The organism is Sphingobium sp. DN12 (assembly GCF_051058005.1).
GTDB classification, from domain to species: Bacteria; Pseudomonadota; Alphaproteobacteria; order Sphingomonadales; family Sphingomonadaceae; genus Sphingobium; species Sphingobium yanoikuyae.
Genome location: NZ_CP173717.1, coordinates 3715312 through 3733499, shown reverse-complemented (window position 1 = coordinate 3733499; position 18188 = coordinate 3715312). Strand labels below are relative to the sequence as shown.

18 protein-coding genes are annotated in these 18188 nt (G+C 65.8%); 8 read left to right on the top strand and 10 right to left on the bottom strand.

The window, feature by feature from the left end:
* Positions 1-25 precede the first annotated feature (25 nt).
* Positions 26-2383 (top strand): TonB-dependent receptor, encoded by a 2358-nt coding sequence (locus ACI6S0_RS17695; protein ID WP_434403778.1) that lies wholly within the window; start codon positions 26-28, stop codon positions 2381-2383.
* Positions 2384-2486: 103 nt separating this feature from the next.
* A complete protein-coding gene (locus ACI6S0_RS17690) occupies positions 2487-3737 on the top strand; it encodes a spinster family MFS transporter (protein ID WP_434403777.1) in 1251 nt (416 codons plus the stop codon).
* Positions 3738-3781: 44 nt separating this feature from the next.
* Here ACI6S0_RS17690 and ACI6S0_RS17685 read toward each other — a convergent pair whose 3' ends face one another.
* Both ACI6S0_RS17685 and ACI6S0_RS17680 read right to left on the bottom strand, forming a co-directional pair.
* Positions 3782-5359, bottom strand: coding sequence for a peptide chain release factor 3 (locus tag ACI6S0_RS17685; protein ID WP_017502740.1), 1578 nt, complete (start codon positions 5357-5359; stop codon positions 3782-3784).
* Between the two features lie 44 nt (positions 5360-5403).
* Positions 5404-6297 carry an aldose 1-epimerase family protein gene (locus ACI6S0_RS17680; RefSeq protein ID WP_434403776.1) on the bottom strand — a complete coding sequence of 298 codons (894 nt, stop codon included), beginning with the start codon at positions 6295-6297 and terminating at the stop codon, positions 5404-5406.
* Positions 6298-6494: 197 nt separating this feature from the next.
* On the opposite strand from ACI6S0_RS17680, the gene ACI6S0_RS17675 reads away from it, so the two are divergent.
* Positions 6495-6989: a hypothetical protein gene (locus ACI6S0_RS17675; RefSeq protein WP_004208924.1), complete on the top strand. Its 495-nt coding sequence runs from the start codon at positions 6495-6497 to the stop codon at positions 6987-6989.
* On the opposite strand, the gene ACI6S0_RS17670 is transcribed toward ACI6S0_RS17675, so the two are convergent.
* The 7 genes from ACI6S0_RS17670 to rpmI all read right to left on the bottom strand — a co-directional run bounded on the left by ACI6S0_RS17670 (position 6979) and on the right by rpmI (position 13055).
* The gene (locus ACI6S0_RS17670; RefSeq protein ID WP_434403775.1) at positions 6979-7683 is read right to left on the bottom strand and encodes a DUF4386 domain-containing protein; all 705 of its coding nucleotides are present in this window, start codon (positions 7681-7683) and stop codon (positions 6979-6981) included. The two genes, ACI6S0_RS17675 and ACI6S0_RS17670, sit on opposite strands and share 11 nt — an antisense overlap.
* 17 nt (positions 7684-7700) lie before the next feature.
* On the bottom strand, positions 7701-10118 hold the full coding sequence (gene pheT / locus ACI6S0_RS17665) for a phenylalanine--tRNA ligase subunit beta (protein WP_434403774.1): 2418 nt from the start codon (positions 10116-10118) through the stop codon (positions 7701-7703).
* Positions 10115-11206, bottom strand: coding sequence for a phenylalanine--tRNA ligase subunit alpha (gene pheS / locus ACI6S0_RS17660; RefSeq protein WP_004208920.1), 1092 nt, complete (start codon positions 11204-11206; stop codon positions 10115-10117). The genes pheT and pheS overlap by 4 nt, the downstream gene beginning before the upstream one ends.
* A gap of 62 nt (positions 11207-11268) precedes the next feature.
* Positions 11269-11595 (bottom strand): GIY-YIG nuclease family protein, encoded by a 327-nt coding sequence (locus tag ACI6S0_RS17655; protein ID WP_434403773.1) that lies wholly within the window; start codon positions 11593-11595, stop codon positions 11269-11271.
* 48 nt (positions 11596-11643) lie between these two features.
* Positions 11644-12264 carry a LysE family translocator gene (locus ACI6S0_RS17650; protein WP_434403772.1) on the bottom strand — a complete coding sequence of 207 codons (621 nt, stop codon included), beginning with the start codon at positions 12262-12264 and terminating at the stop codon, positions 11644-11646.
* 211 nt (positions 12265-12475) lie between these two features.
* A complete protein-coding gene (gene rplT, locus ACI6S0_RS17645) occupies positions 12476-12838 on the bottom strand; it encodes a 50S ribosomal protein L20 (RefSeq protein ID WP_004208917.1) in 363 nt (120 codons plus the stop codon).
* 13 nt (positions 12839-12851) lie between these two features.
* A complete protein-coding gene (rpmI, locus tag ACI6S0_RS17640; RefSeq protein WP_004208916.1) occupies positions 12852-13055 on the bottom strand; it encodes a 50S ribosomal protein L35 in 204 nt (67 codons plus the stop codon).
* Positions 13056-13214: 159 nt separating this feature from the next.
* On the opposite strand from rpmI, the gene ACI6S0_RS17635 reads away from it, so the two are divergent.
* The 3 genes from ACI6S0_RS17635 to ACI6S0_RS17625 all read left to right on the top strand — a co-directional run bounded on the left by ACI6S0_RS17635 (position 13215) and on the right by ACI6S0_RS17625 (position 16401).
* The gene (locus ACI6S0_RS17635; protein WP_434403771.1) at positions 13215-15377 is read left to right on the top strand and encodes an AsmA family protein; all 2163 of its coding nucleotides are present in this window, start codon (positions 13215-13217) and stop codon (positions 15375-15377) included.
* 69 nt (positions 15378-15446) lie between these two features.
* Positions 15447-15860 carry a VOC family protein gene (locus ACI6S0_RS17630; protein ID WP_434403770.1) on the top strand — a complete coding sequence of 138 codons (414 nt, stop codon included), beginning with the start codon at positions 15447-15449 and terminating at the stop codon, positions 15858-15860.
* A gap of 4 nt (positions 15861-15864) precedes the next feature.
* Complete coding sequence (locus ACI6S0_RS17625) at positions 15865-16401, top strand: O-acetyl-ADP-ribose deacetylase (protein ID WP_434403769.1); 537 nt, start codon at positions 15865-15867, stop codon at positions 16399-16401.
* A 158-nt stretch (positions 16402-16559) separates the two neighbouring features.
* Here the strand turns inward: ACI6S0_RS17625 and hisN are convergent, their stop codons facing one another.
* Positions 16560-17387 carry a histidinol-phosphatase gene (gene hisN, locus ACI6S0_RS17620; protein WP_125988628.1) on the bottom strand — a complete coding sequence of 276 codons (828 nt, stop codon included), beginning with the start codon at positions 17385-17387 and terminating at the stop codon, positions 16560-16562.
* Between the two features lie 74 nt (positions 17388-17461).
* Here hisN and ACI6S0_RS17615 point away from each other — a divergent pair, with 74 nt between their 5' ends.
* Positions 17462-17902: a VOC family protein gene (locus ACI6S0_RS17615; protein ID WP_004208902.1), complete on the top strand. Its 441-nt coding sequence runs from the start codon at positions 17462-17464 to the stop codon at positions 17900-17902.
* 49 nt (positions 17903-17951) lie between these two features.
* Positions 17952-18188 (top strand): hypothetical protein, encoded by a 237-nt coding sequence (locus ACI6S0_RS17610; protein WP_434403768.1) that lies wholly within the window; start codon positions 17952-17954, stop codon positions 18186-18188.

Below are 18188 nucleotides of genomic sequence, written 5' to 3'. Positions count from 1 at the left end.
GGCCGCTTCAGGAGAGGAAACGCCGATGAAGGCCCATCACAGCATTCGTGCCCTTGCCCTCGCATCCGCCGCCTGGACCGGCGCGATGGCATTCCCCGCCTTCGCGCAGGACGCGTCGGTGCCCGCCGCCGACACCGAAGAGGCCGGGATCATCGTCACTGCCCGCCGGCGTGAGGAAACGCTGGTGTCGGTGCCGATCGCGGTCAGCGCCTTCTCTGGCGCCGATCTGGAACGGGGCGGGGCGATCGACATCAGCGACCTCGCCAATGTCACCCCCAACACCACGCTGGAGGCGTCGCGCGGCACCAATTCGACGCTGACCGCCTTCATCCGCGGCGTCGGCCAGCAGGATCCGGTTTCCGGCTTCGAACAGGGCGTCGGCATCTATCTCGACGATGTCTATCTCAACCGGCCGCAGGGCGCGCTGCTCGACATCTATGACGTCGAACGGATCGAGGTGCTGCGCGGGCCGCAGGGCACGCTCTATGGCCGCAATACGATCGGTGGCGCGGTCAAATATGTCACGAAGATGCTGCCGCAGGACTTTTCGCTCAAGCTCAAGGGCAGCTATGGCAGCTATGATCAGGCCGATGGCATCATCAGCGTGTCGGCGCCGATCGGCGACCTGATGCGCGTCGGTGGCGCCTTTGCCCGCCTGTCGCGCGGCGGCTTCGGCGAGAATCTCACCACCGGGCAGGACAATTATAACAAGGATATCTGGGCCGGCCGCGCCACCTTCGAAATGGGCGGCTATGGCGCCCCGGTGCTGATGCGCATCACCGGCGACTATACCAAGGACAATAGCAACCCGCGTGGCGGCCATCGCCTGATTCCGGGGCAGGCCTCGGGCGCCCCGGTGCTGGACGATGTGTTCGACACCCGTGGCGGACTGGTCGATCCCAAGCAATATGTGAAGTCCTACGGCCTGTCGATGAACCTGACGGCGGAACTCAATGATGCGGTGACGCTGCGCTCGATCAGCGCCTGGCGCAAGGATGACAGCGCCTCGCCGATCGACTTTGACGCGCTGCCCGCCGTCGATGTCGACGTGCCGGCCTATTACAAGAACGAACAGCTCAGCCAGGAATTCCAGCTTCTCTATGACAAGGGCCGGCTGCACGGCATGGTCGGCTTCTATTATCTCGATGCCAGCGCCGACACCCAGTTCGATACCCGCATCTTCACCACCGTGGCCGGGCTGACCGCCTTCACCCAGGCCAATGTCGACACAGAAACCTATGCCGTGTTCGGCGACATGAGCTTCGACCTGACCGATCAGCTCAGCCTGTCGGCCGGTGGTCGCTATACCTGGGACACGCGCCGGGCCAATATCCTGCGGCAAAGCTATCTGGGGGGCGGCTCGCCGGTGTTCGACGGCGCGGGCATTCCCTTCGGTGCGCCCAGCACCAATTTCCGTGGCGAGCGCGAGTTCAAGAAATTCACGCCGCGCTTCTCGGTCAGCTACAAGCCGACCGCCGATCACAATATCTATGCCAGCTATTCCAAGGGCTTCAAGGGCGGCGGCTTCGACCCGCGCGGGGTCGGCACCAACGCGCCGGACCTCAATGGCGACGGCATCCGCCAGGACAGCGAAATCGCCTCCTTCCTCAGCTTCGCGCCCGAACAGGTCGACAGCTATGAAGTCGGCTATAAGGGCAATCTGATGGACGGCGCCCTCTATGTCGCGGTCGCCGGCTTCTATGCCGATTACAAGGATGTGCAGATCCCCGGCTCGGTCGCCTGCACCGTCAATGTCGGCGGCGTGGCGACGCCCTCCTTCTGCGGTGTCGTGTCGAATGCCGGCAAGGCGCGCTTCAAGGGGCTGGAGTTCGAAAGCAATGCGCGCCTTGGCCGCGACATCTTCAGCGGCGGCGACCGTCTGAACCTGCAGACCGCGATCGGCTTCATCGATGCCGATTATCGCGAATATATTGCCAATATCGCCAGCGTGCCGACCGATGTCGCCGACTATCGCCGGGTCCAGAACACGCCGAAATGGACCGCCAGCGGCACGCTCAGCTATAATGTCCCGGTTGGCGATGGCAGCCTCTATTTCGGCAGCACCGTCTCCTGGCGCTCCAAGACCTATCAGTTCGAGATCCCCAATCCCTATATCGACCAGAAGGGCTATGCGCTGTGGGATGCCAGCCTGGTCTATACCGCGCCCAGCGATCGCTGGAGCATCGGCGTCCATGGCAAGAACCTGCTCGACAAGGAATATAAGACCTCGGGCTATACCTTCGTCGCAGCCAATCCGGTGACCGGCGCGATCATCAACAATGCGGCCGGCTATCCCACCCCCTCGCTGGGCAAGGAAGGCACGCTGACCGCCTTCTACGGCAATCCGCGCCAGGTGTTCGTGACCGGTTCGGTCAAGTTCTGATCCTGTCCACCCCATCCGTTCGGTTCGAGCCTGTCGAGAACCATTGCATAACCGGCTTCTCGACTTGGCTCGAAGCGAACGGAAAATTTGGTATCAGGCCCGCATGACCGACCGAACCTCTTCCCCCGCCTATCGCGGCGTCGTGCTGGCGATGCTGCTGCTGGTCTATACCTTCAACTTCCTCGACCGACAGATCCTCGGCATCCTTGCCGGGCCGATCAAGGCGGAGCTGGGGCTGACCGATACCCAGCTCGGCGCGCTGGGCGGCATTGCCTTCGCGCTGCTCTATTCGACGCTGGCGATCCCGCTGGCGCTGCTCGCCGACCGGACCAGCCGCACCTGGGTCATCACCGTCAGTCTGGCGGTGTGGAGCGGCTTCACCGCGCTCTGCGGCATGGCCGGCAACTTCATGCAGATGTTCCTGTTCCGCATCGGCGTCGGCGTGGGGGAGGCGGGCGGCGTCGCCCCCTCCTATGCGGTCATCTCCGACTATTTCCCGCAGCATCAGCGTGCCCGCGCCCTCTCCATCTATTCGCTGGGTATTCCGCTGGGCTCGGCCGGCGGCGTGCTGCTGGGCGGCTATATCGCCCAGACCGTCGAATGGCGCACGGCCTTCATCGCGGTCGGCATCATGGGCATCCTCATCGCGCCGCTCTTCCGCCTGGTGGTGCGCGAACCGGCCCGGCCGGTGCAGGCGGGCACACCCGTGCCGGTCAGCGCCGTGTTCGGCATTCTCGCGGCCAAGCGCAGCTTCTGGTTCCTGGCATTGGGTGCCGCGTGCAGCTCGATGTGCGGCTATGGCGTCGCCTTCTGGCTGCCCAGCCTGTTGATGCGCAGCTTCGGCCTCGACCTTATGGGCGCGGGTCAGTTCCTGGGCGGACTGCTGCTTTTGGGCGGGGTCGCGGGCGTGCTGCTCGGCGGTTTCCTGGGCGACGCCATGGGCAATCGGGACAAGGCCTGGTTCGCCTGGGTGCCGGCGATCAGCTATGTGATCGGCATGCCCTTGTTCGTGGTCGGCGTGCTGTCGTCCAGCGTCAGCTTCGCCTTTGCCTTGTTCCTGATCCCGCAGGCCTTGGTCTATGTCTGGCTCGGCCCGGTGCTGACCGCCGTGCAGCATCTGGTGCCGCCGCATATGCGCGCCAGCGCCTCGGCGACCTTCCTGCTCATCAACAATCTCGTCGGCCTCGGCCTTGGCAGCTGGAGCGTCGGCGCCCTGTCCGATGCGCTGACCCCGACCTATGGCCAGGAAGCGCTGCGCTACGCCATCGTCGCGGCGCTAGGCTTCTACCTGCTCGCCGGCCTGTTCATGGCGCTCGCCGGCAAGGCGCTGCGCAAGGATTGGGTGACGGCCTGACCCATGAAGTGACAGGGCGTCGCCCTGTCACTTTCGCTGTCCGCTTAGCGCTCCTTGGTGGCGCTGAACTTCACCTTGGGATGGCGCTCCTGCTGATAGCCGATGTCCCAGGCGCTGCGCGCCATGAACACCAGATTGCCGTCGCGGTCCTTGGCCATGTTGGCGCCATTATAGGCGACCAGATCCTTGATCGCCTGATCGTCGCCGCTGATCCAGCGGGCGGTGTCGAACGGCGAGGGTTCCAGCACCGCCGCGACCTTATATTCCGCCTCCAGCCGGCTGATCAGCACTTCCAGCTGCAGCTGGCCGACCACGCCGACGATCCAGTTGCTGCCGATCTCGGGATAGAAGACCTGGATCACGCCCTCTTCGGACAGGTCGTCCAGCGCCTTGCGCAGCTGCTTGGTCTTGGTCGGGTCTTTCAGCTGCACGCGGCGCAGGATTTCCGGCGCGAAATTGGGCAGGCCGGTGAAGCGCAGGCCCGGCTTCTCGCTCAGCGTGTCGCCCACGCGCAGCGCGCCATGATTGGGGATGCCGATGATGTCGCCGGGGAAGGCCTCGTCCGCCAGTTCGCGGTCCTGTGCGAAGAACAGGATCGGCGAATGGACGGCCAGCGCCTTGCCGCTGCCCGACGGGGTCAGCTTCATGCCGCGACGGAACTTGCCCGACACCAGCCGCATGAAGGCGATGCGGTCGCGGTGCATCGGGTCCATGTTGGCCTGCACCTTGAAGATGAAGCCGGTGACTTCGCTGCCCTCGGGCTCGACCGGCGCGGGCTCGGCCGGCTGGGCGCGCGGCGGCGGCGCATGCGCGGACAGCGCGTCGATCAGCTCGGTCACGCCGAACAGCTTGAGCGCCGACCCGAAATAGACCGGGGTCAGGTCGCCATGGCGATAGCGTTCCAGGTCGAACTCGGCATAGCCACCCTGGGCCAGTTCGGCCTCCTCGCGCAGCTTTTCCAGGCCCCGCTCGGACAGATAATCGGCCAGTTTGGGATCATCCAGGCCGCTGAACTGGTGGCGGGTGCCGTCAAATTCCTTGGACGGGCCAGTGGGCTGCATCAGCCGGTTGGTGGCGAAGTCGTAGATACCCTCGAACTCGCCGCCCATGCCGACCGGCCAGCTCATCGGGCAGACGTCGAGCTGCAACTGGTCCGCCACCTCGTCGAGCAGGCCGAACAGTTCGCGGCCCTCGCGGTCGACCTTGTTGACGAAGGTGATGATCGGCACGTTGCGCAGGCGGCAGACCTCGAACAGCTTGCGCGTCTGCGGCTCGATGCCCTTGGCCGCGTCGATCACCATCACCGCCGAGTCCACGGCGGTCAGGGTGCGATAGGTATCCTCGCTGAAATCCTCGTGGCCCGGCGTGTCGAGCAGGTTGAAGGTGATGGTCTCGCCATCGCGCGTCCGCTCGAACGTCATGACCGAGGAGGTGACGGAAATGCCGCGCTGCTGCTCGATCTTCATCCAGTCCGACCGGGCGCGCCGGTTCGCGCCGCGCGCCTTGACCTCGCCGGCCAGGTGAATCGCGCCGCCTTCCAGCAGCAGCTTTTCGGTCAGCGTGGTCTTACCGGCGTCCGGGTGGGAAATGATCGCGAAGGTGCGGCGGGATGGGATGCTCATGGGGCGCCCATATAGGGATTTTTGCGCCCAAAGCGAGTCGCGCGTTAGGCCTCGCCCTCAGCCCCGACCAGCGTCACGTCCATGCGGAAGGATCGGCTATCGCCCGGCAGCAGGGTCATGACACCCTGCTTGTCCCAGACATCGCCGGTGAAGCCGACCGGGTCGGCCATGCCGGCCCAGGGTTCGACGCACAGATAATGGGCGCCCGGCTTCTGCCACAGGCCGAGCCAGGGCGTGTCGGGGAAATCGATCTTCAGGTGCGGCTTGCCGGGCACGCCCCAGGTCAGTGACCGGCTGGCGAGATCGTCCCAGATGAGGGCATCGCCCGCGAACATGGCATGGGTCGGCGCCAGCTCATGGCCCTCGACCGGGGAGGGCACGCTCTCCAGCGCGATCAGCCCCGGCTCGCTGCCGACCTTGCGGATCGGCGCGGGTTCGGCCTGCGCGAACAGAATACGGTGCTCCTCGACGCTGCCGCCATAGGGCAAAGGCCAGGCGAAGGCGGGGTGATAGCCAAAGCAGAAGGGCATCGCCGTTTCGCCCCGGTTCATGACGGTGGCGGTCATGCGCAGGCTCGGCCCCTCCAGCACGAAGCCCATGTCGAGGCGGAAGTCGAACGGATAGACGGTGCGCGTCTCCCGGTCCGCCTCCAGCCGGAACAAAGCTGCTTCCTCATTGCGATGGACCAGGGTGAAGGGGCTGGTGCGGGCAAAGCCATGCTGGCCGATCGGATAGTCGACATCGTTCAGCCGATAGGCGTCGCCGCGCGATCGGCCGACGAACGGGAAGAGCAGGGGGGCATGGCCGGTCCACCATTGCGGGTCGGCATCGGTCATCAGTTCGCGGCCCTGCGCATCGGTCAGCGACCAGAGTTCGGCGCCCAGCGGCGATATGCTGGCGGACAGATTGTCGGAGGCGATGGCGATGCGGTCGTTCATGGCGAAACACTCCTGTTTGCCCAGCGACATAGAGCCGGATCGTCATCTGTGGAAGCGCCTTGGGCTTCCACAGATGACGTGAATCAGGCTCTATTCCAAGGTCCGATGCGGCAAATCCCGACTGTCTCGCCCGCCGCGCAATCGTTACGTTGCGGAACCGACATGGGGGCTGGCGGGTTGAGCCAGCGGGAGGACCAATGATGAAAATTGCCGTATCGACCGCCACCATCCTGCTGCTGCTCGGCACGTCGGCGCTTGCCCAGGAACAGGGCAAGAAGAGGGACGACACACTCGACAAGGCGGGCGAAATCGCGTCCCAGCCGGCTCGCGATGTCGGCATCGAAAAGACGCAGGTGCCGCCGATCCTCGTCGCGGCCGAGGAAAATCCCTATGCCGCGCCATCGGGCAAGACCTGCAAGGCGCTGAATGGCGACATGGCGGCGCTCAACAAGGTGCTTGGTCCCGATTTCACCATCGGCCGCGAAGCCAATGAGGATCGCACCAGCAAGATCGCCGAGGGTGTGGGCAAGTCGCTGGTCAATTCGCTGATCCCCTTCCGCGGCGTGGTGCGGGAAATCAGCGGCGCCGCCCCGGCGGAACGTCGCCTGCGCGCCGCCATCGCCGCCGGTCTCGCCCGGCGTGGCTATCTGCGCGGCATGGCATCGGCCAAGGGCTGCAAGATTACGGGCTGATTTCCGGCGCCGCCGGGCGCGGCGCCCCGAACAGCAGCAGCCATATGGCAAAGGCGCCCTCGCCCAGTAGCGGCACGAAATCGAGCTGGCCGGGGATCGCCTCGCCGATCGCCGGCGACAGCAGCGCCAGGGTGCGCGCGACCAGATGGACCGCGCCGCCCGCCATCAGCAGCGCACCGACCGCCACCGGCAACCGCCGCGATCGGATCGCCAGCCAGCCGGTCAGCAGGCAATAGATGCCGAAGAAGATGAGGCTGATGCCATAGAGGTCGTTGTGGAGGCTGAGGCTGATCCGCACCAGCGACTGCACCTCCGCCATCGGGATGCCGGGATGCGGCGCGCCATCGATCAGCGCAAGCGGCAGCAGATGGAGCAGGCTGTTGCCCGCCAGCACGGCAATGCCGGTCAGGCTGAACAGGGCGGCGGTGCGCGCCAGCACCCGCCCGGTCGGCGCGAAAAGGCCATAGAGCAGGGCGGTCACCGCCAGATAGCAGCAGAGCATCGCGACATCGCTCGCCCCGCCGGCCCGATAGAGCCAGGGATAGTCCGCGATGTTGCGCATCGTCTCGCGTCCGTTGCCCGGCACGATCAGGGCTGCGCGCACCACCGCCTCGGCAAACATGCCGCAGCCAATGGTGCCGATGTAGAAGAGGCCGGCGAGGCGGGCCTGAAGTCGTTCAGCCTTCCCGTCCATCGCCGGCCTTTCCCGTCTTAGCCGCGCAGGCTCGCGCCCAGCTTCTGGGCGGCCTTGACCACGGCGGCGCTGATCGCGTCCAGCTCTTCCTGGGCGAAACTCTTCTCGCCCGGCTGCAGCGTGATCTCGACCGCCAGCGACTTGTGGCCTTCATCCACGCCGGGGCCGGTGAAGACGTCGAACAGGCGGGCGTCGACGATCGCCTTCTTGTCCGCGCCCTTGACCGCGCGCACCAGCGCATCCGCCTCGACCGTCTCCGGCACCAGGAAGGCGAAGTCGCGCTTCACCGCCTGTAGTGCCGGCGGCGCGTAAGGCGCGCGCATGAAGCCGCTCTTGCGCTTGGCCGGGATCGCGTCGAGGAAGATCTCGCCCGCGACCACGGTGCCCGACAGGCCGAACTGCTTGGCAAGGCTCGGATGCAGCACGCCATATTCGGCCAGCACCACCTTGGGGCCAAGGCGCAGCGTGCCCGACTGGCCGGGATGATAGGCCGCCGATGCCTCGCCCATGCTCTGCAGATTGCCGACCGGCGCGCCGGCAGCCGCCAGCAGCGCGATCACTTCGCCCTTGGCGTCGAACGCGTCGAAGGGCTGGGCCTTGCCGCCCTGCCAGCCGCGCGGGGTCTTCTCGCCAGCCAGGACGAAGCCGACCGTGGCGCGCTCGCCCTGCTTGAAATAGCGCCGGCCGAGTTCAAACAGCCGGATCGACGTCGCGCTGCGATCGACATTGCGCTTGGTCGCCGACAGCAGGCCGGGCAGCAGCGAGGGCCGCATGACCTTGAGGTCTTCGGAGATCGGATTGGCCAGCGTCCAGTCGCCACCGCCAACGCTCGCGGCTTCCTTCTCGGAAATGAAGGACCAGTTGATCGCTTCGGCGAGGCCCCGGGCGGCGGCGGTGCGGCGCACGCGACGCTCGACCAGCTGCTCGGCCGTGGCGGTCGGGCGGGCAACGCCCGGCACGCGCGGCAGCGGGGTGGACGGCACATGGTCCAGGCCGACGATGCGCACCACTTCCTCGACGATGTCAGGCCAGCCATCGACGTCGCGGCGCCAGGTCGGCACGGTGATGGTCCAGCTGACGGGCACCGAAACCGGCACGCCGTCCTGATACTCGATCCCCGAGGATTCGCCTTCGACCCCGAAGCCCAGGCTTTCGAGGATGCGCCGCTGGGTGTCGAACGGCACATCGACGCCGGCCAGCGCCAGGCACTGGTCGGGCGCATAGGCGACCGTCTTGGGCGTGGCGGGCGGGGTGCCGGCGCGGGTCGCTTCCGATGCAGTGCCGCCGCACAGGGTCATGACCAGGCTGGTGGCGATCGACAGGCCATCGTCCAGGAAGGCGGGATCGACGCCGCGCTCGAACCGGCCGCGCGCATCTGAGGTCAGCGCCAGCTTCTGGCCGGTCACCGCGATCCGCTCGGGCGTGAAATAGGCGCATTCGATCAGAACATCGGTGGTGCCGTCCTGCGCGCCCGAATGTTCGCCGCCCATGATGCCGCCAATGTCATGCACGGCCTCGTCGTCGGCGATCACGGTCATCGTCTCGTCGATGGCATAGGTCTTGCCATTGAGCGCCAGCACTTCCTCGCCGGCCTTGCCCAGCCTCGCGACCAGCCCGCCCTTGAGCGTCGCCATGTCATAGACATGGAGCGGCCGGCCGAGGTCGATCATAATGTAGTTGGTGATGTCCACCAGCGCGCTGATCGGCTTCTGGCCGATTGCCTTCAGTCGGCGCGCCATCCATTCGGGCGAGGCGCCATTCGTCACGCCCTTGACCGATCGGGCGAAGAAGGCGGGGCAGCCGTCGACATCGTCGGTGCGCACGTCCGGACCCGGACCCACGCCGGCAATTTCCGGCACGATGATGGCGTTGAGCGTACCCAGGCCAGCGGCGGCGAGGTCGCGGGCGATGCCGCGCACGCCCATGCAGTCCTGGCGATTGGGCGTGATCGACACGTCGATGACCGGGTCGTTGAGGCCGGCCCAGTTCGCATAGACTTCACCCACCGGCGCGTCGGCGGCCAGTTCGATGATGCCGTCATGATCGTCACCCAGCTCCAGCTCGCGGGTGGAGCACATCATGCCGTTGGATTCGACACCGCGAATGGCGGTTTTCTTCAGCACCATGCCGTTCACCGGCACCACCGCGCCCTCGACCCCGAACACGCCGATCAGGCCGGCGCGGGCATTGGGCGCGCCGCACACGACCTGCAGCGGATTGCCGTCGCCATGGTCGACGCTCAGCACCTGCAGCTTGTCGGCCTGCGGGTGGCGCTCGGCGGTCAGGATCTTGGCGATCTTGAACGCGCCCAGCTTCTCTGCCGGGTTCTCCACATCCTCGACCTCCAGCCCGATGGCGTTCAGCGTCTTGAGGATGGTGGCCAGATCGGCATCGGTCTTGAGGTGCGTCTTGAGCCAGCTCAGGGTGAACTTCATGCGCCGACTCCTCCCGACAGCGTGGGCACGTCGAGTGCCGAGAATCCATAATGTTTCAGCCAGCGCAGATCGCCGTCGAAGAAGGCGCGCAGGTCGTTCATGCCATATTTCAGCATGGCGAGGCGATCGACGCCGGTACCGAAGGCAAAGCCCTGCCATTCGTCGGGATCAAGGCCGCATGCCTCGATCACGCGGCGGTTGACCATGCCGCTGCCCAGCACTTCCAGCCAGCCGCCACCGGGCGCATCGCCGTCGCCGCCGATGACGCGCTGGCCATTGGTCAGCGTGTAGCCGACATCGACTTCCACCGACGGTTCGGTGAAGGGGAAATAGCTCGGGCGCAGGCGCAGGACGATGTCCTCGCGCTCGAAAAAGGCCTTGAGGAAGGTCTCCAGCGTCCATTTGAGGTGACCCAAGGTGATGCCCTTGTCGATCACCAGGCCTTCGATCTGGTGGAACATCGGCGTGTGGGTCGCGTCGGAGTCGCTGCGATAGACGCGGCCGGGCGCGATGATGCGGATCGGCGGTTCCTGCGTCATCATGGTGCGGATCTGCACCGGCGAAGTATGGGTGCGCAGCAGCATCTTCTTCTGCCCTTCCTCGTCCGGGAAGTAGAAGGTGTCGTGCATCGCGCGCGCCGGGTGCGTCTCGGGAATGTTGAGCGCGGTGAAATTATGCCAGTCGTCCTCGATCTCCGGACCGGTGGCGACCGAAAAGCCGAGGTCGGCGAAGATCTCCGCCAGCTCGTCCATCACCTGGCTGACGGCATGAACGCTGCCCTGCGGGCCGAGGTCGGCGGGCAGGGTCATGTCAACCTTTTCCGAGGCGAGGCGGGCGTCGAGCGCGGCCTGCTCCAGCGCGGCCTTGCGGTCGGCGATCGCGGCGGTCACGCTTTCGCGCAGATCCTGGATCGGGGGGCCTTTTTCCAGACGCTCCTCGGGCGACATGCCGCCCAGCGTCTTCAACAGGCCGGTGACGACCCCATTCTTGCCCAGCGCGCCCACGCGCAGCCCTTCCAGCGCGTCCAGCGTGTCGGCGGCCTCGATGTCGGCGATCAGGCCGGCTTTCAGTGCGCTAATTTCGGTCATATCATTCGTCATTCCCGCGAAGGCGGGAATCCATCTCCCGCGCTAACCAATCATCCTGACGCTCAATCGATGCGCCGACTGTCCAATGGCTCAAAGCCCAAATCGATGGCCAGATCGCGCCAATCGGGATTGCTCCGTTCGATCAGATCGATCTTCCATTGCCTGTTCCACTTCTTGATCTGCTTCTCGCGCCGGATCGCGTCCTCCATGGATGCGCCGCATTCGAACCAGACCAGTCGCTTGACCCCGTAGTCGCTGGTGAAGCCTTCGATCAAGCCAGAACGGTGCTGATACAGGCGTTGCACGAGGTTTGATGTGACACCGACGTAGAGTGTGCCATTTTTATGGCTCGCCAATATATAGACTGTCGGATCGAAGTCTCGCTGCATCGGCCCCGTCCGGAGATAGATTCCCGCCTCCGCGGGAATGACTCAGCTTTAAGCCCTGGCCCCCAGCAGTGCGCCGCCAAAGCCGATGAACATCAGGCCGGTGCCGCGGTTGAACAGTTTCTGCCGGTTGGCCGGCGCCAGCCAGCGGGCCAGGCGCAGGCCGCCGAGCGCATAGACCGAGTACCAGAAGCTCTCGATCACCACGAAACTGATGATCAGGATCGCGAGCTGCAGCCAGAAGGGGCGGGCGAGGTCGATGAACTGGGGGAAGAGCGCGGCGGCGAAGATGATGAGCTTGGGGTTCGACAGGCCGGTCAGCAGCCCGGTCGCATAAAGTGCGCGGGCCGAGCGGACCGGGCCGGCATCGCCGCCGTCGGCGCTGCCGACCGGCGCGCGCCAGGCCTTGATCCCCAGCCAGATGAGATAGGCGACGCCGGCATAGCGCAATATGTCGAACAGGCGCGGCGAGGCTTTGAGCAGCGCGCCAAGGCCCAGCGCGGAGGCTATCAGGCACAGCAGCACGGCACTCATCAGCCCCGCCATCGTCACCAGCGCCTTGCGCGGACCATGGGCGATGCTCTGCGTCATCACATGCAGCATGTTGGGGCCCGGCGTGGCCGAGATCAGGAAGACCGCCGTAACGTACAACCACCAGAGATGCAGCGACATGGGATGGTTCCTCAAATGTCAGGCCGTCCCCAAAAATCCGTTCGGGCTGAGCCTGTCGAAGCCCCCGCCAGAGCGCAGCGAAGGCACTTCGCTGGCGCTCAGTGATGTCCTTCGACTTCGCTCAGGACGAACGGGGTAAAACCGGAAAACAAAAAGGGCGCCGAAGGCATCTGCCCCGGCGCCCCTTTGACGATCTTGCGATCGATCAGCTTCAGGCTGCGGGCAGCGCAGCCTTGGCCTGGGCGATGATGGCGCTGAACGCCTCGCCTTCGTGCATCGCGATGTCGGCCAGGACCTTGCGGTCCAGCTCGACGCCGGCCAGCTTCAGGCCGTGCATGAACTGCGAATAGGTCAGGCCTTCAGCGCGGACACCCGCGTTGATGCGCTGGATCCACAGGCCACGGAAGGTGCGCTTCTTGACCTTGCGGTCGCGATAAGCGTACTGGCCGGCCTTTTCGACAGCCTGGCGAGCGACGCGGATCGTGTTCTTGCGACGGCCATAATAGCCCTTCGCCTGAACCAAAATCCTCTTATGCTTCGCCTTGGTGGTTACACCACGTTTTACGCGTGCCATTGTCCTCTACTCCTTACTTCAGGCCGTAGGGTGCCCAGAGGCGGACGTGAGCCACGTCGGCGTCGGACAGCACGGAAGTGCCACGGTTCTGGCGAATATACTTTGCGTTGTGGCTGATCAGGCGGTGACGCTTGCCAGCGACGCCGTGCTTGACCTTGCCGGAAGCGGTGAACTTGAAGCGCTTCTTCACACCGCTCTTGGTCTTGAGCTTGGGCATTTTCGTCTCCTTGTTTGGCGCGACGATTACAGACAGCCACGGCAGCCCTAGTTAGCCGGGCGGTCTCACTGAATATCGCGAAGGGCGGCCCATAGTCGGCCGCGCCCGCAAAAGCAAGCGATTCGGACCCAAAGCCACTATGCCTGCGTTCACCTCGCCATGGCCGATGTCGAACCTGTGCCGCCCAGCGCGTCCAAGCCCGCCCAGCCCGGCGGCGCGGCTGTGCATCTGCGCCGCGCGCGCGACCGCTGGCGGCGCCTGCCGCTGCCGGCCCGCATCCTGTTGTGGATCATCGGCATCCTCTTCGCCCTGTGGCTGATTCTGTTCATCACCAAGGGGCGCTTCCTCAAGGGCCCGTTCGAGCGCATCCTGTCCGCCCGGCTGGAGCGGCAGGTGCAGGTCGGCGGCGACTTCCAGCTCTATTTCGCGCCGATCAGTATCAAGTTCCGGGCGGAGGGGATGCGGATCGCCAACCTGCCCTGGGCCAGTCGGCCCGACCTGTTTCGCGCCGACCTGATCGACACGCGCATTTCCCCGCTCAGCCTTCTCTTCGGCAGCAAATATCGTGTGCGCTGGCTGGAATTGCGCAATGCCGCGGTCGACCTCGAATGGTCGCGCGACCGGCAGCATAATACATGGACGCTGGGCGACCCCGATCGCAAGGGCGAGCCGATGACCCTGCCGCTCGTCCGCCGCGCGCTGCTCGCTGGCACGACGATGCGCTATCGCGATCCGGTGCTGATGCTGTCGACCGATATCGGCTTCGAAACGGTGAAGGCGCAGGATACCCGCTTTGCCAGCGACGTCCGCCTGTCCGGCACCGGCACGATGCGCGGCAAGCCCTTCACCCTCAAGGGCGGCCTGCTGTCGCCCAATGCCACCGTCACCGGCGGCAAGAACAGCCTGGCGCTGCGGGCGCAGGCGGGCGCGACCGTGCTGGAGGTCGCCGGCACGCTGCCCGGCGCGACCGAGCTGGAGGGCAGCGACCTGCGCGTCGTGGCGCAGGGCCCCAATCTCAGCCATTTGTTCGATTTCCTGGGCGTCGCCATTCCCGGCACCCGCCAGTATCGCTTCACCTCGGCCCTGACCAAGGCGGGCGAGGAGTGGCGCTTCACGCATCTCAATGGCCGGTTCGGCGATTCCGACCTTGCAGGGCGCTTCACCGTGTCGTTGCCGAACAACCGCCTGCTGCTCGACGCCGATCTGGCGACGCAACGGCTCGACATCATCGACGTCGGCCCCTTCATCGGCTATAATCCGCAGAGGCTGGATGCGCAGGGCGGGGCGGGCGCGATTACGACCGTGCAGGGAACGCCGCGTCTGCTGCCCGACGCGCCGCTGCGGATCGAGGCGATCCGCAATTTCGATGCCAATGTCCGCTACAGCGTAAAGACCATCCGCGCGCCCAATGTGCCGATCGCCAATGCCGCTATGACGGTGAAACTCGACCATAGCCTGCTGACGCTCTCGCCTTTGACCTTCGACATGGCGGGCGGCCATGTCGCGTCAGACATAGAGATCAATGCCCGCAATCAGCCGGTGCGCACGAGCTATGACGTCCGCCTGGCACCCACGCCCATGGGCACGCTGCTTGCCCGCTGGGGCGTCGAGCAATCGGGCACGACCGGCATGGTCAAGGGGCGGATGCAGATGACGGGCCTGGGCGATACCGTCCATGACTCGCTCGCCACCGCCAATGGCCGCATCGCCGTCATCCTGCCGGCGGGCAGCATGTGGGCGCGCAACGTCCAGCTCTCCGAAATCGATGTCGGCACCTTCATCACCAAGATGTTCGAGAAGAAGCTGAAGGATCCGGTGCAGATCAATTGCGGCCTCATCGCCTTCACCGTGCGCGACGGCGTGGCGGCGGCCGACCCGATCCTGATCGACACGCGCAAGAATGTGATGATCGGCCGGGGCGGCTTCTCTTTCAAAAATGAAAGCCTCGATCTCGCCTTCCGCGCCGACGGCAAGAAGATCAGCCTCTTCTCCGGCCAGTCGCCGGTCGGCATTGGCGGCTATTTCGCCCGGCCGTCGATCAATGTCATCAGCCCGGACCTGATCGCGCGCGGCGGCGCAGCGGCGGCGCTGGGCATCGTTGCCACGCCGATCGCCGCGACGCTCGCCTTTGTCGATGTCGGCGATGCCAAGGCAGCGGCCTGCGGCCCGGTGCTGGCCGGGGCCGATGCCGCTGCCCAGCGCACCCGGGGCGGCAAGCCACGCGACGATGTCGGCCGCGGCACCACCGCAAAGGATGAAGCGGGCAAGGGCAGCAAGGCCGAGAAGAAGACGCAGGACAAGAAGTTCCTCGGCATCTTCTGAACGACACGCGCCGGGCTTATCCTGTGGCCTGGCCGACTCGACCCATGAGTCGACGCGAAGGAGAGGATCATGAGCGACACGCCATTCGTCCTGCCGGGGGTCACGCCCCATCTGACCATCGCCGACGGCAAGGCCGCCGATGCCATCGCCTTCTACACGACTGCGTTCGGCGCCACCGAACAGAGCCGCCATCTGGAAGAGGATGGGACGCGGATCATGCACGCCCATCTGACGATCAATGATGGCGGGCTGATGCTGAACGATCATTTTCCCGAAATGTGCGGCGGCGCCCCGGCGGAAAAGCCGGCTGCGGTGACGCTTCATCTGGAAGTGGACGATGCCGATCGCTGGTGGGACCGGGCGGTGGCCGCCGGCGCGGCAATCCGCTTCCCGATCGACAACCAGTTCTGGGGCGCCCGCTATGGCCAGCTCACCGATCCCTTCGGCCATGTCTGGTCGATCGGCGGGCCGATCAGGGATTGAGGCTATGATGGTCGGGACGACGCGCTGGGAGGTAGTGACGGGCGACATCACCCGTTGCGCGGTCGACGCGATCGTCAACGCCGCCAATAACAGCCTGCTCGGCGGCGGCGGCGTGGATGGCGCGATCCATCGCGCCGCCGGGCCGGAGCTGCTGGAGGAATGTCGGGGCATCGGCTGCTGCCCGACCGGGGAGGCGCGGATCACGCGCGGCTATCGGCTACCGGCCCGCTACGTCATCCACAGCGTCGGCCCGATCTGGCAGGGCGGCAATCAGGGCGAGCGCGACCTGCTCGCCAACTGCTACAGCCACAGCCTGTCGCTCGCCCGCCATCATGGCCTACGCGGGGTCGCCTTCCCGGCGATCTCGACCGGCGTCTATGGCTATCCCAAGGCGCAAGCCGCCAAGGTCGCCGCCCGCGCCGTGGTCGAGGTGCTGCACCGCGATCCCGACGCCTTCGACCAAATCCTCTTCGTCTGCTTCGACGAAGACAATCGCGCCCTCTACGACGCGGCCGTCAGGGATGCAGTGGCGGGGGATTAGGGTGTGAACAAGACATTCCTCCCCGGCACGGGGAGGGGGACCGCTCGCGTAGCGAGTGGTGGAGGGGCACAGGCCGGATAGCGCAGCACTAATAGGCACTTGCCCCTCACCTCCACGTGCCGGGGAGGAACGATCGCTCTTGGTCGCTTGCAGCCCCCTCAATGATCGTGATGATGCCCATGGTCATGCCCGTCGCCCGCGCCATGGATCGCCTCCAGCACATCCTCCAGCCGCGCCGGATCGCCCAGCGCCAGCACATGGCCTTCGCTGTCGGCGGTCAGCGGTTCGCCATTCCAGTCGCACATCAGGCCGCCCGCGCCCTCGACCACCGGCACCAGGGCGGCGAAGTCATAGCTTTGCAGCCCGGATTCGATGACGATGTCGAGGAAGCCCGACGCCAGCAGGCCATAATTATAGCAGTCGCCGCCATAGACCGGCCCCTGGCGCGGCGATCCGCCCGACACGGCGCCGACCAGCGCCATATAATGGGGCACGTCGCCTTCCGCGAACAGATGCGGGCTGGTGGTGGCGATGCCGGCGCCCTCCAGCGCCTTGCACGCGCGGGTGCGCACCGGCTTGCCGTTGAAGGTGGTGGGCTGGCCGCTCATCCCGGCCCAGCGCTCCTGCGCGATCGGCTGGTCGATGATGCCGATCGTCGGCCAGCCGGCCTGCGTCAGCGCGATCAGCGTGCCGAAGATCGGCCGCCCGGCGATGAAGCTGCGCGTGCCGTCGATCGGATCCAATATCCACACCCGCTCGGCATCGGTGCGGACCGATCCATATTCCTCGCCGATGATGCCGTCATCGGGGCGTTCCTTTTCCAGGATCGCGCGGATCGCGGCTTCGGCGGCGCGGTCGGCCTCCGTCACCGGCGACTTGTCGGCCTTGATCTCCAGATCGTAGCGCGCGCGGAAAAAGGGGCGGATGGCGGCGCCGGCGGCGTCGGCAAGGCGGTTGGCAAGGGCCAGGTCATCGCGGGTCGTCATGCCCCTTCGCCTAGCCGCTTGGGGCGCTATAGGCTAGACAGGAGCGACCTGATTCACCGAAGGAGAGAGGAAAGATGCCCGGTTCACCCGTCATCCCGTGCCTGCGCTATGCCGATGCGCCCGCCGCCATCGATTTCCTGTGCGCCGCCTTCGGCTTCGAGCGACACGCCGTCTATCCCGACGATCTCGACAACAGCATCATCCACCATGCCCAGCTTGTCCTGGGCGAGGGCATGGTGATGCTGGGCAGCGTCAAGGATATGGAGGGCGAATCGCTCTATACTTGGTCGACGGTGCGCGACCTCGGCGGCATCACCGCCTGCGTCTATATGGTCGTGCCCGATGTCGACGCCCATTGCCTCCATGCCCGCAACGAAGGCGCGGTGGTGGTGGACGAACCGCATGACAATCCGGGCTATCCGGGGCGCGGCTATACCGCGCTCGATCCCGAGGGGAATGTGTGGAGCTTCGGCAGCTATGATCCCTGGGAGCCTATCCCCGAAGACGGTGATTAAGCTTTTGGAAACCGTGCCGTTCTAGCCTCCCGGAAGAAAGGGGGCCGTCATGGCGCTGGTTGGCTGGATCTTGAGCTTCATCTGCCTGTTCGCGGGCCTCGCGCTGCGGCAGGACATGCCGATCGGCGGATCGGTGGCGATCTCCAACATCCTCGTCGTCTTCGTCCTGCTCGCCTGCCCGATGGTCTGGCGCGAACTGCCGCTGGGCGTCTCGCGCGGCCAGCGCATCGTCTCCGGCCTGGCGCTGGTCTTCGCCCTGCCGATCATCCTGTTCCCGACGCACTGA

Bases quoted from the DNA above. Each gene is read 5' to 3' on its own strand.
- ACI6S0_RS17695 (WP_434403778.1), top strand. From the start codon at position 26: ATGAAGGCCCATCACAGCATTCGTGCCCTTGCCCTCGCATCCGCCGCC.
- ACI6S0_RS17690 (WP_434403777.1), top strand. From the start codon at position 2,487: ATGACCGACCGAACCTCTTCCCCCGCCTATCGCGGCGTCGTGCTGGCG.
- ACI6S0_RS17685 (WP_017502740.1), bottom strand. From the start codon at position 5,359: ATGAGCATCCCATCCCGCCGCACCTTCGCGATCATTTCCCACCCGGAC.
- ACI6S0_RS17680 (WP_434403776.1), bottom strand. From the start codon at position 6,297: ATGAACGACCGCATCGCCATCGCCTCCGACAATCTGTCCGCCAGCATA.
- ACI6S0_RS17675 (WP_004208924.1), top strand. From the start codon at position 6,495: ATGATGAAAATTGCCGTATCGACCGCCACCATCCTGCTGCTGCTCGGC.
- ACI6S0_RS17670 (WP_434403775.1), bottom strand. From the start codon at position 7,683: ATGGACGGGAAGGCTGAACGACTTCAGGCCCGCCTCGCCGGCCTCTTC.
- pheT (WP_434403774.1), bottom strand. From the start codon at position 10,118: ATGAAGTTCACCCTGAGCTGGCTCAAGACGCACCTCAAGACCGATGCC.
- pheS (WP_004208920.1), bottom strand. From the start codon at position 11,206: ATGACCGAAATTAGCGCACTGAAAGCCGGCCTGATCGCCGACATCGAG.
- ACI6S0_RS17655 (WP_434403773.1), bottom strand. From the start codon at position 11,595: ATGCAGCGAGACTTCGATCCGACAGTCTATATATTGGCGAGCCATAAA.
- ACI6S0_RS17650 (WP_434403772.1), bottom strand. From the start codon at position 12,264: ATGTCGCTGCATCTCTGGTGGTTGTACGTTACGGCGGTCTTCCTGATC.
- rplT (WP_004208917.1), bottom strand. From the start codon at position 12,838: ATGGCACGCGTAAAACGTGGTGTAACCACCAAGGCGAAGCATAAGAGG.
- rpmI (WP_004208916.1), bottom strand. From the start codon at position 13,055: ATGCCCAAGCTCAAGACCAAGAGCGGTGTGAAGAAGCGCTTCAAGTTC.
- ACI6S0_RS17635 (WP_434403771.1), top strand. From the start codon at position 13,215: ATGGCCGATGTCGAACCTGTGCCGCCCAGCGCGTCCAAGCCCGCCCAG.
- ACI6S0_RS17630 (WP_434403770.1), top strand. From the start codon at position 15,447: ATGAGCGACACGCCATTCGTCCTGCCGGGGGTCACGCCCCATCTGACC.
- ACI6S0_RS17625 (WP_434403769.1), top strand. From the start codon at position 15,865: ATGATGGTCGGGACGACGCGCTGGGAGGTAGTGACGGGCGACATCACC.
- hisN (WP_125988628.1), bottom strand. From the start codon at position 17,387: ATGACGACCCGCGATGACCTGGCCCTTGCCAACCGCCTTGCCGACGCC.
- ACI6S0_RS17615 (WP_004208902.1), top strand. From the start codon at position 17,462: ATGCCCGGTTCACCCGTCATCCCGTGCCTGCGCTATGCCGATGCGCCC.
- ACI6S0_RS17610 (WP_434403768.1), top strand. From the start codon at position 17,952: ATGGCGCTGGTTGGCTGGATCTTGAGCTTCATCTGCCTGTTCGCGGGC.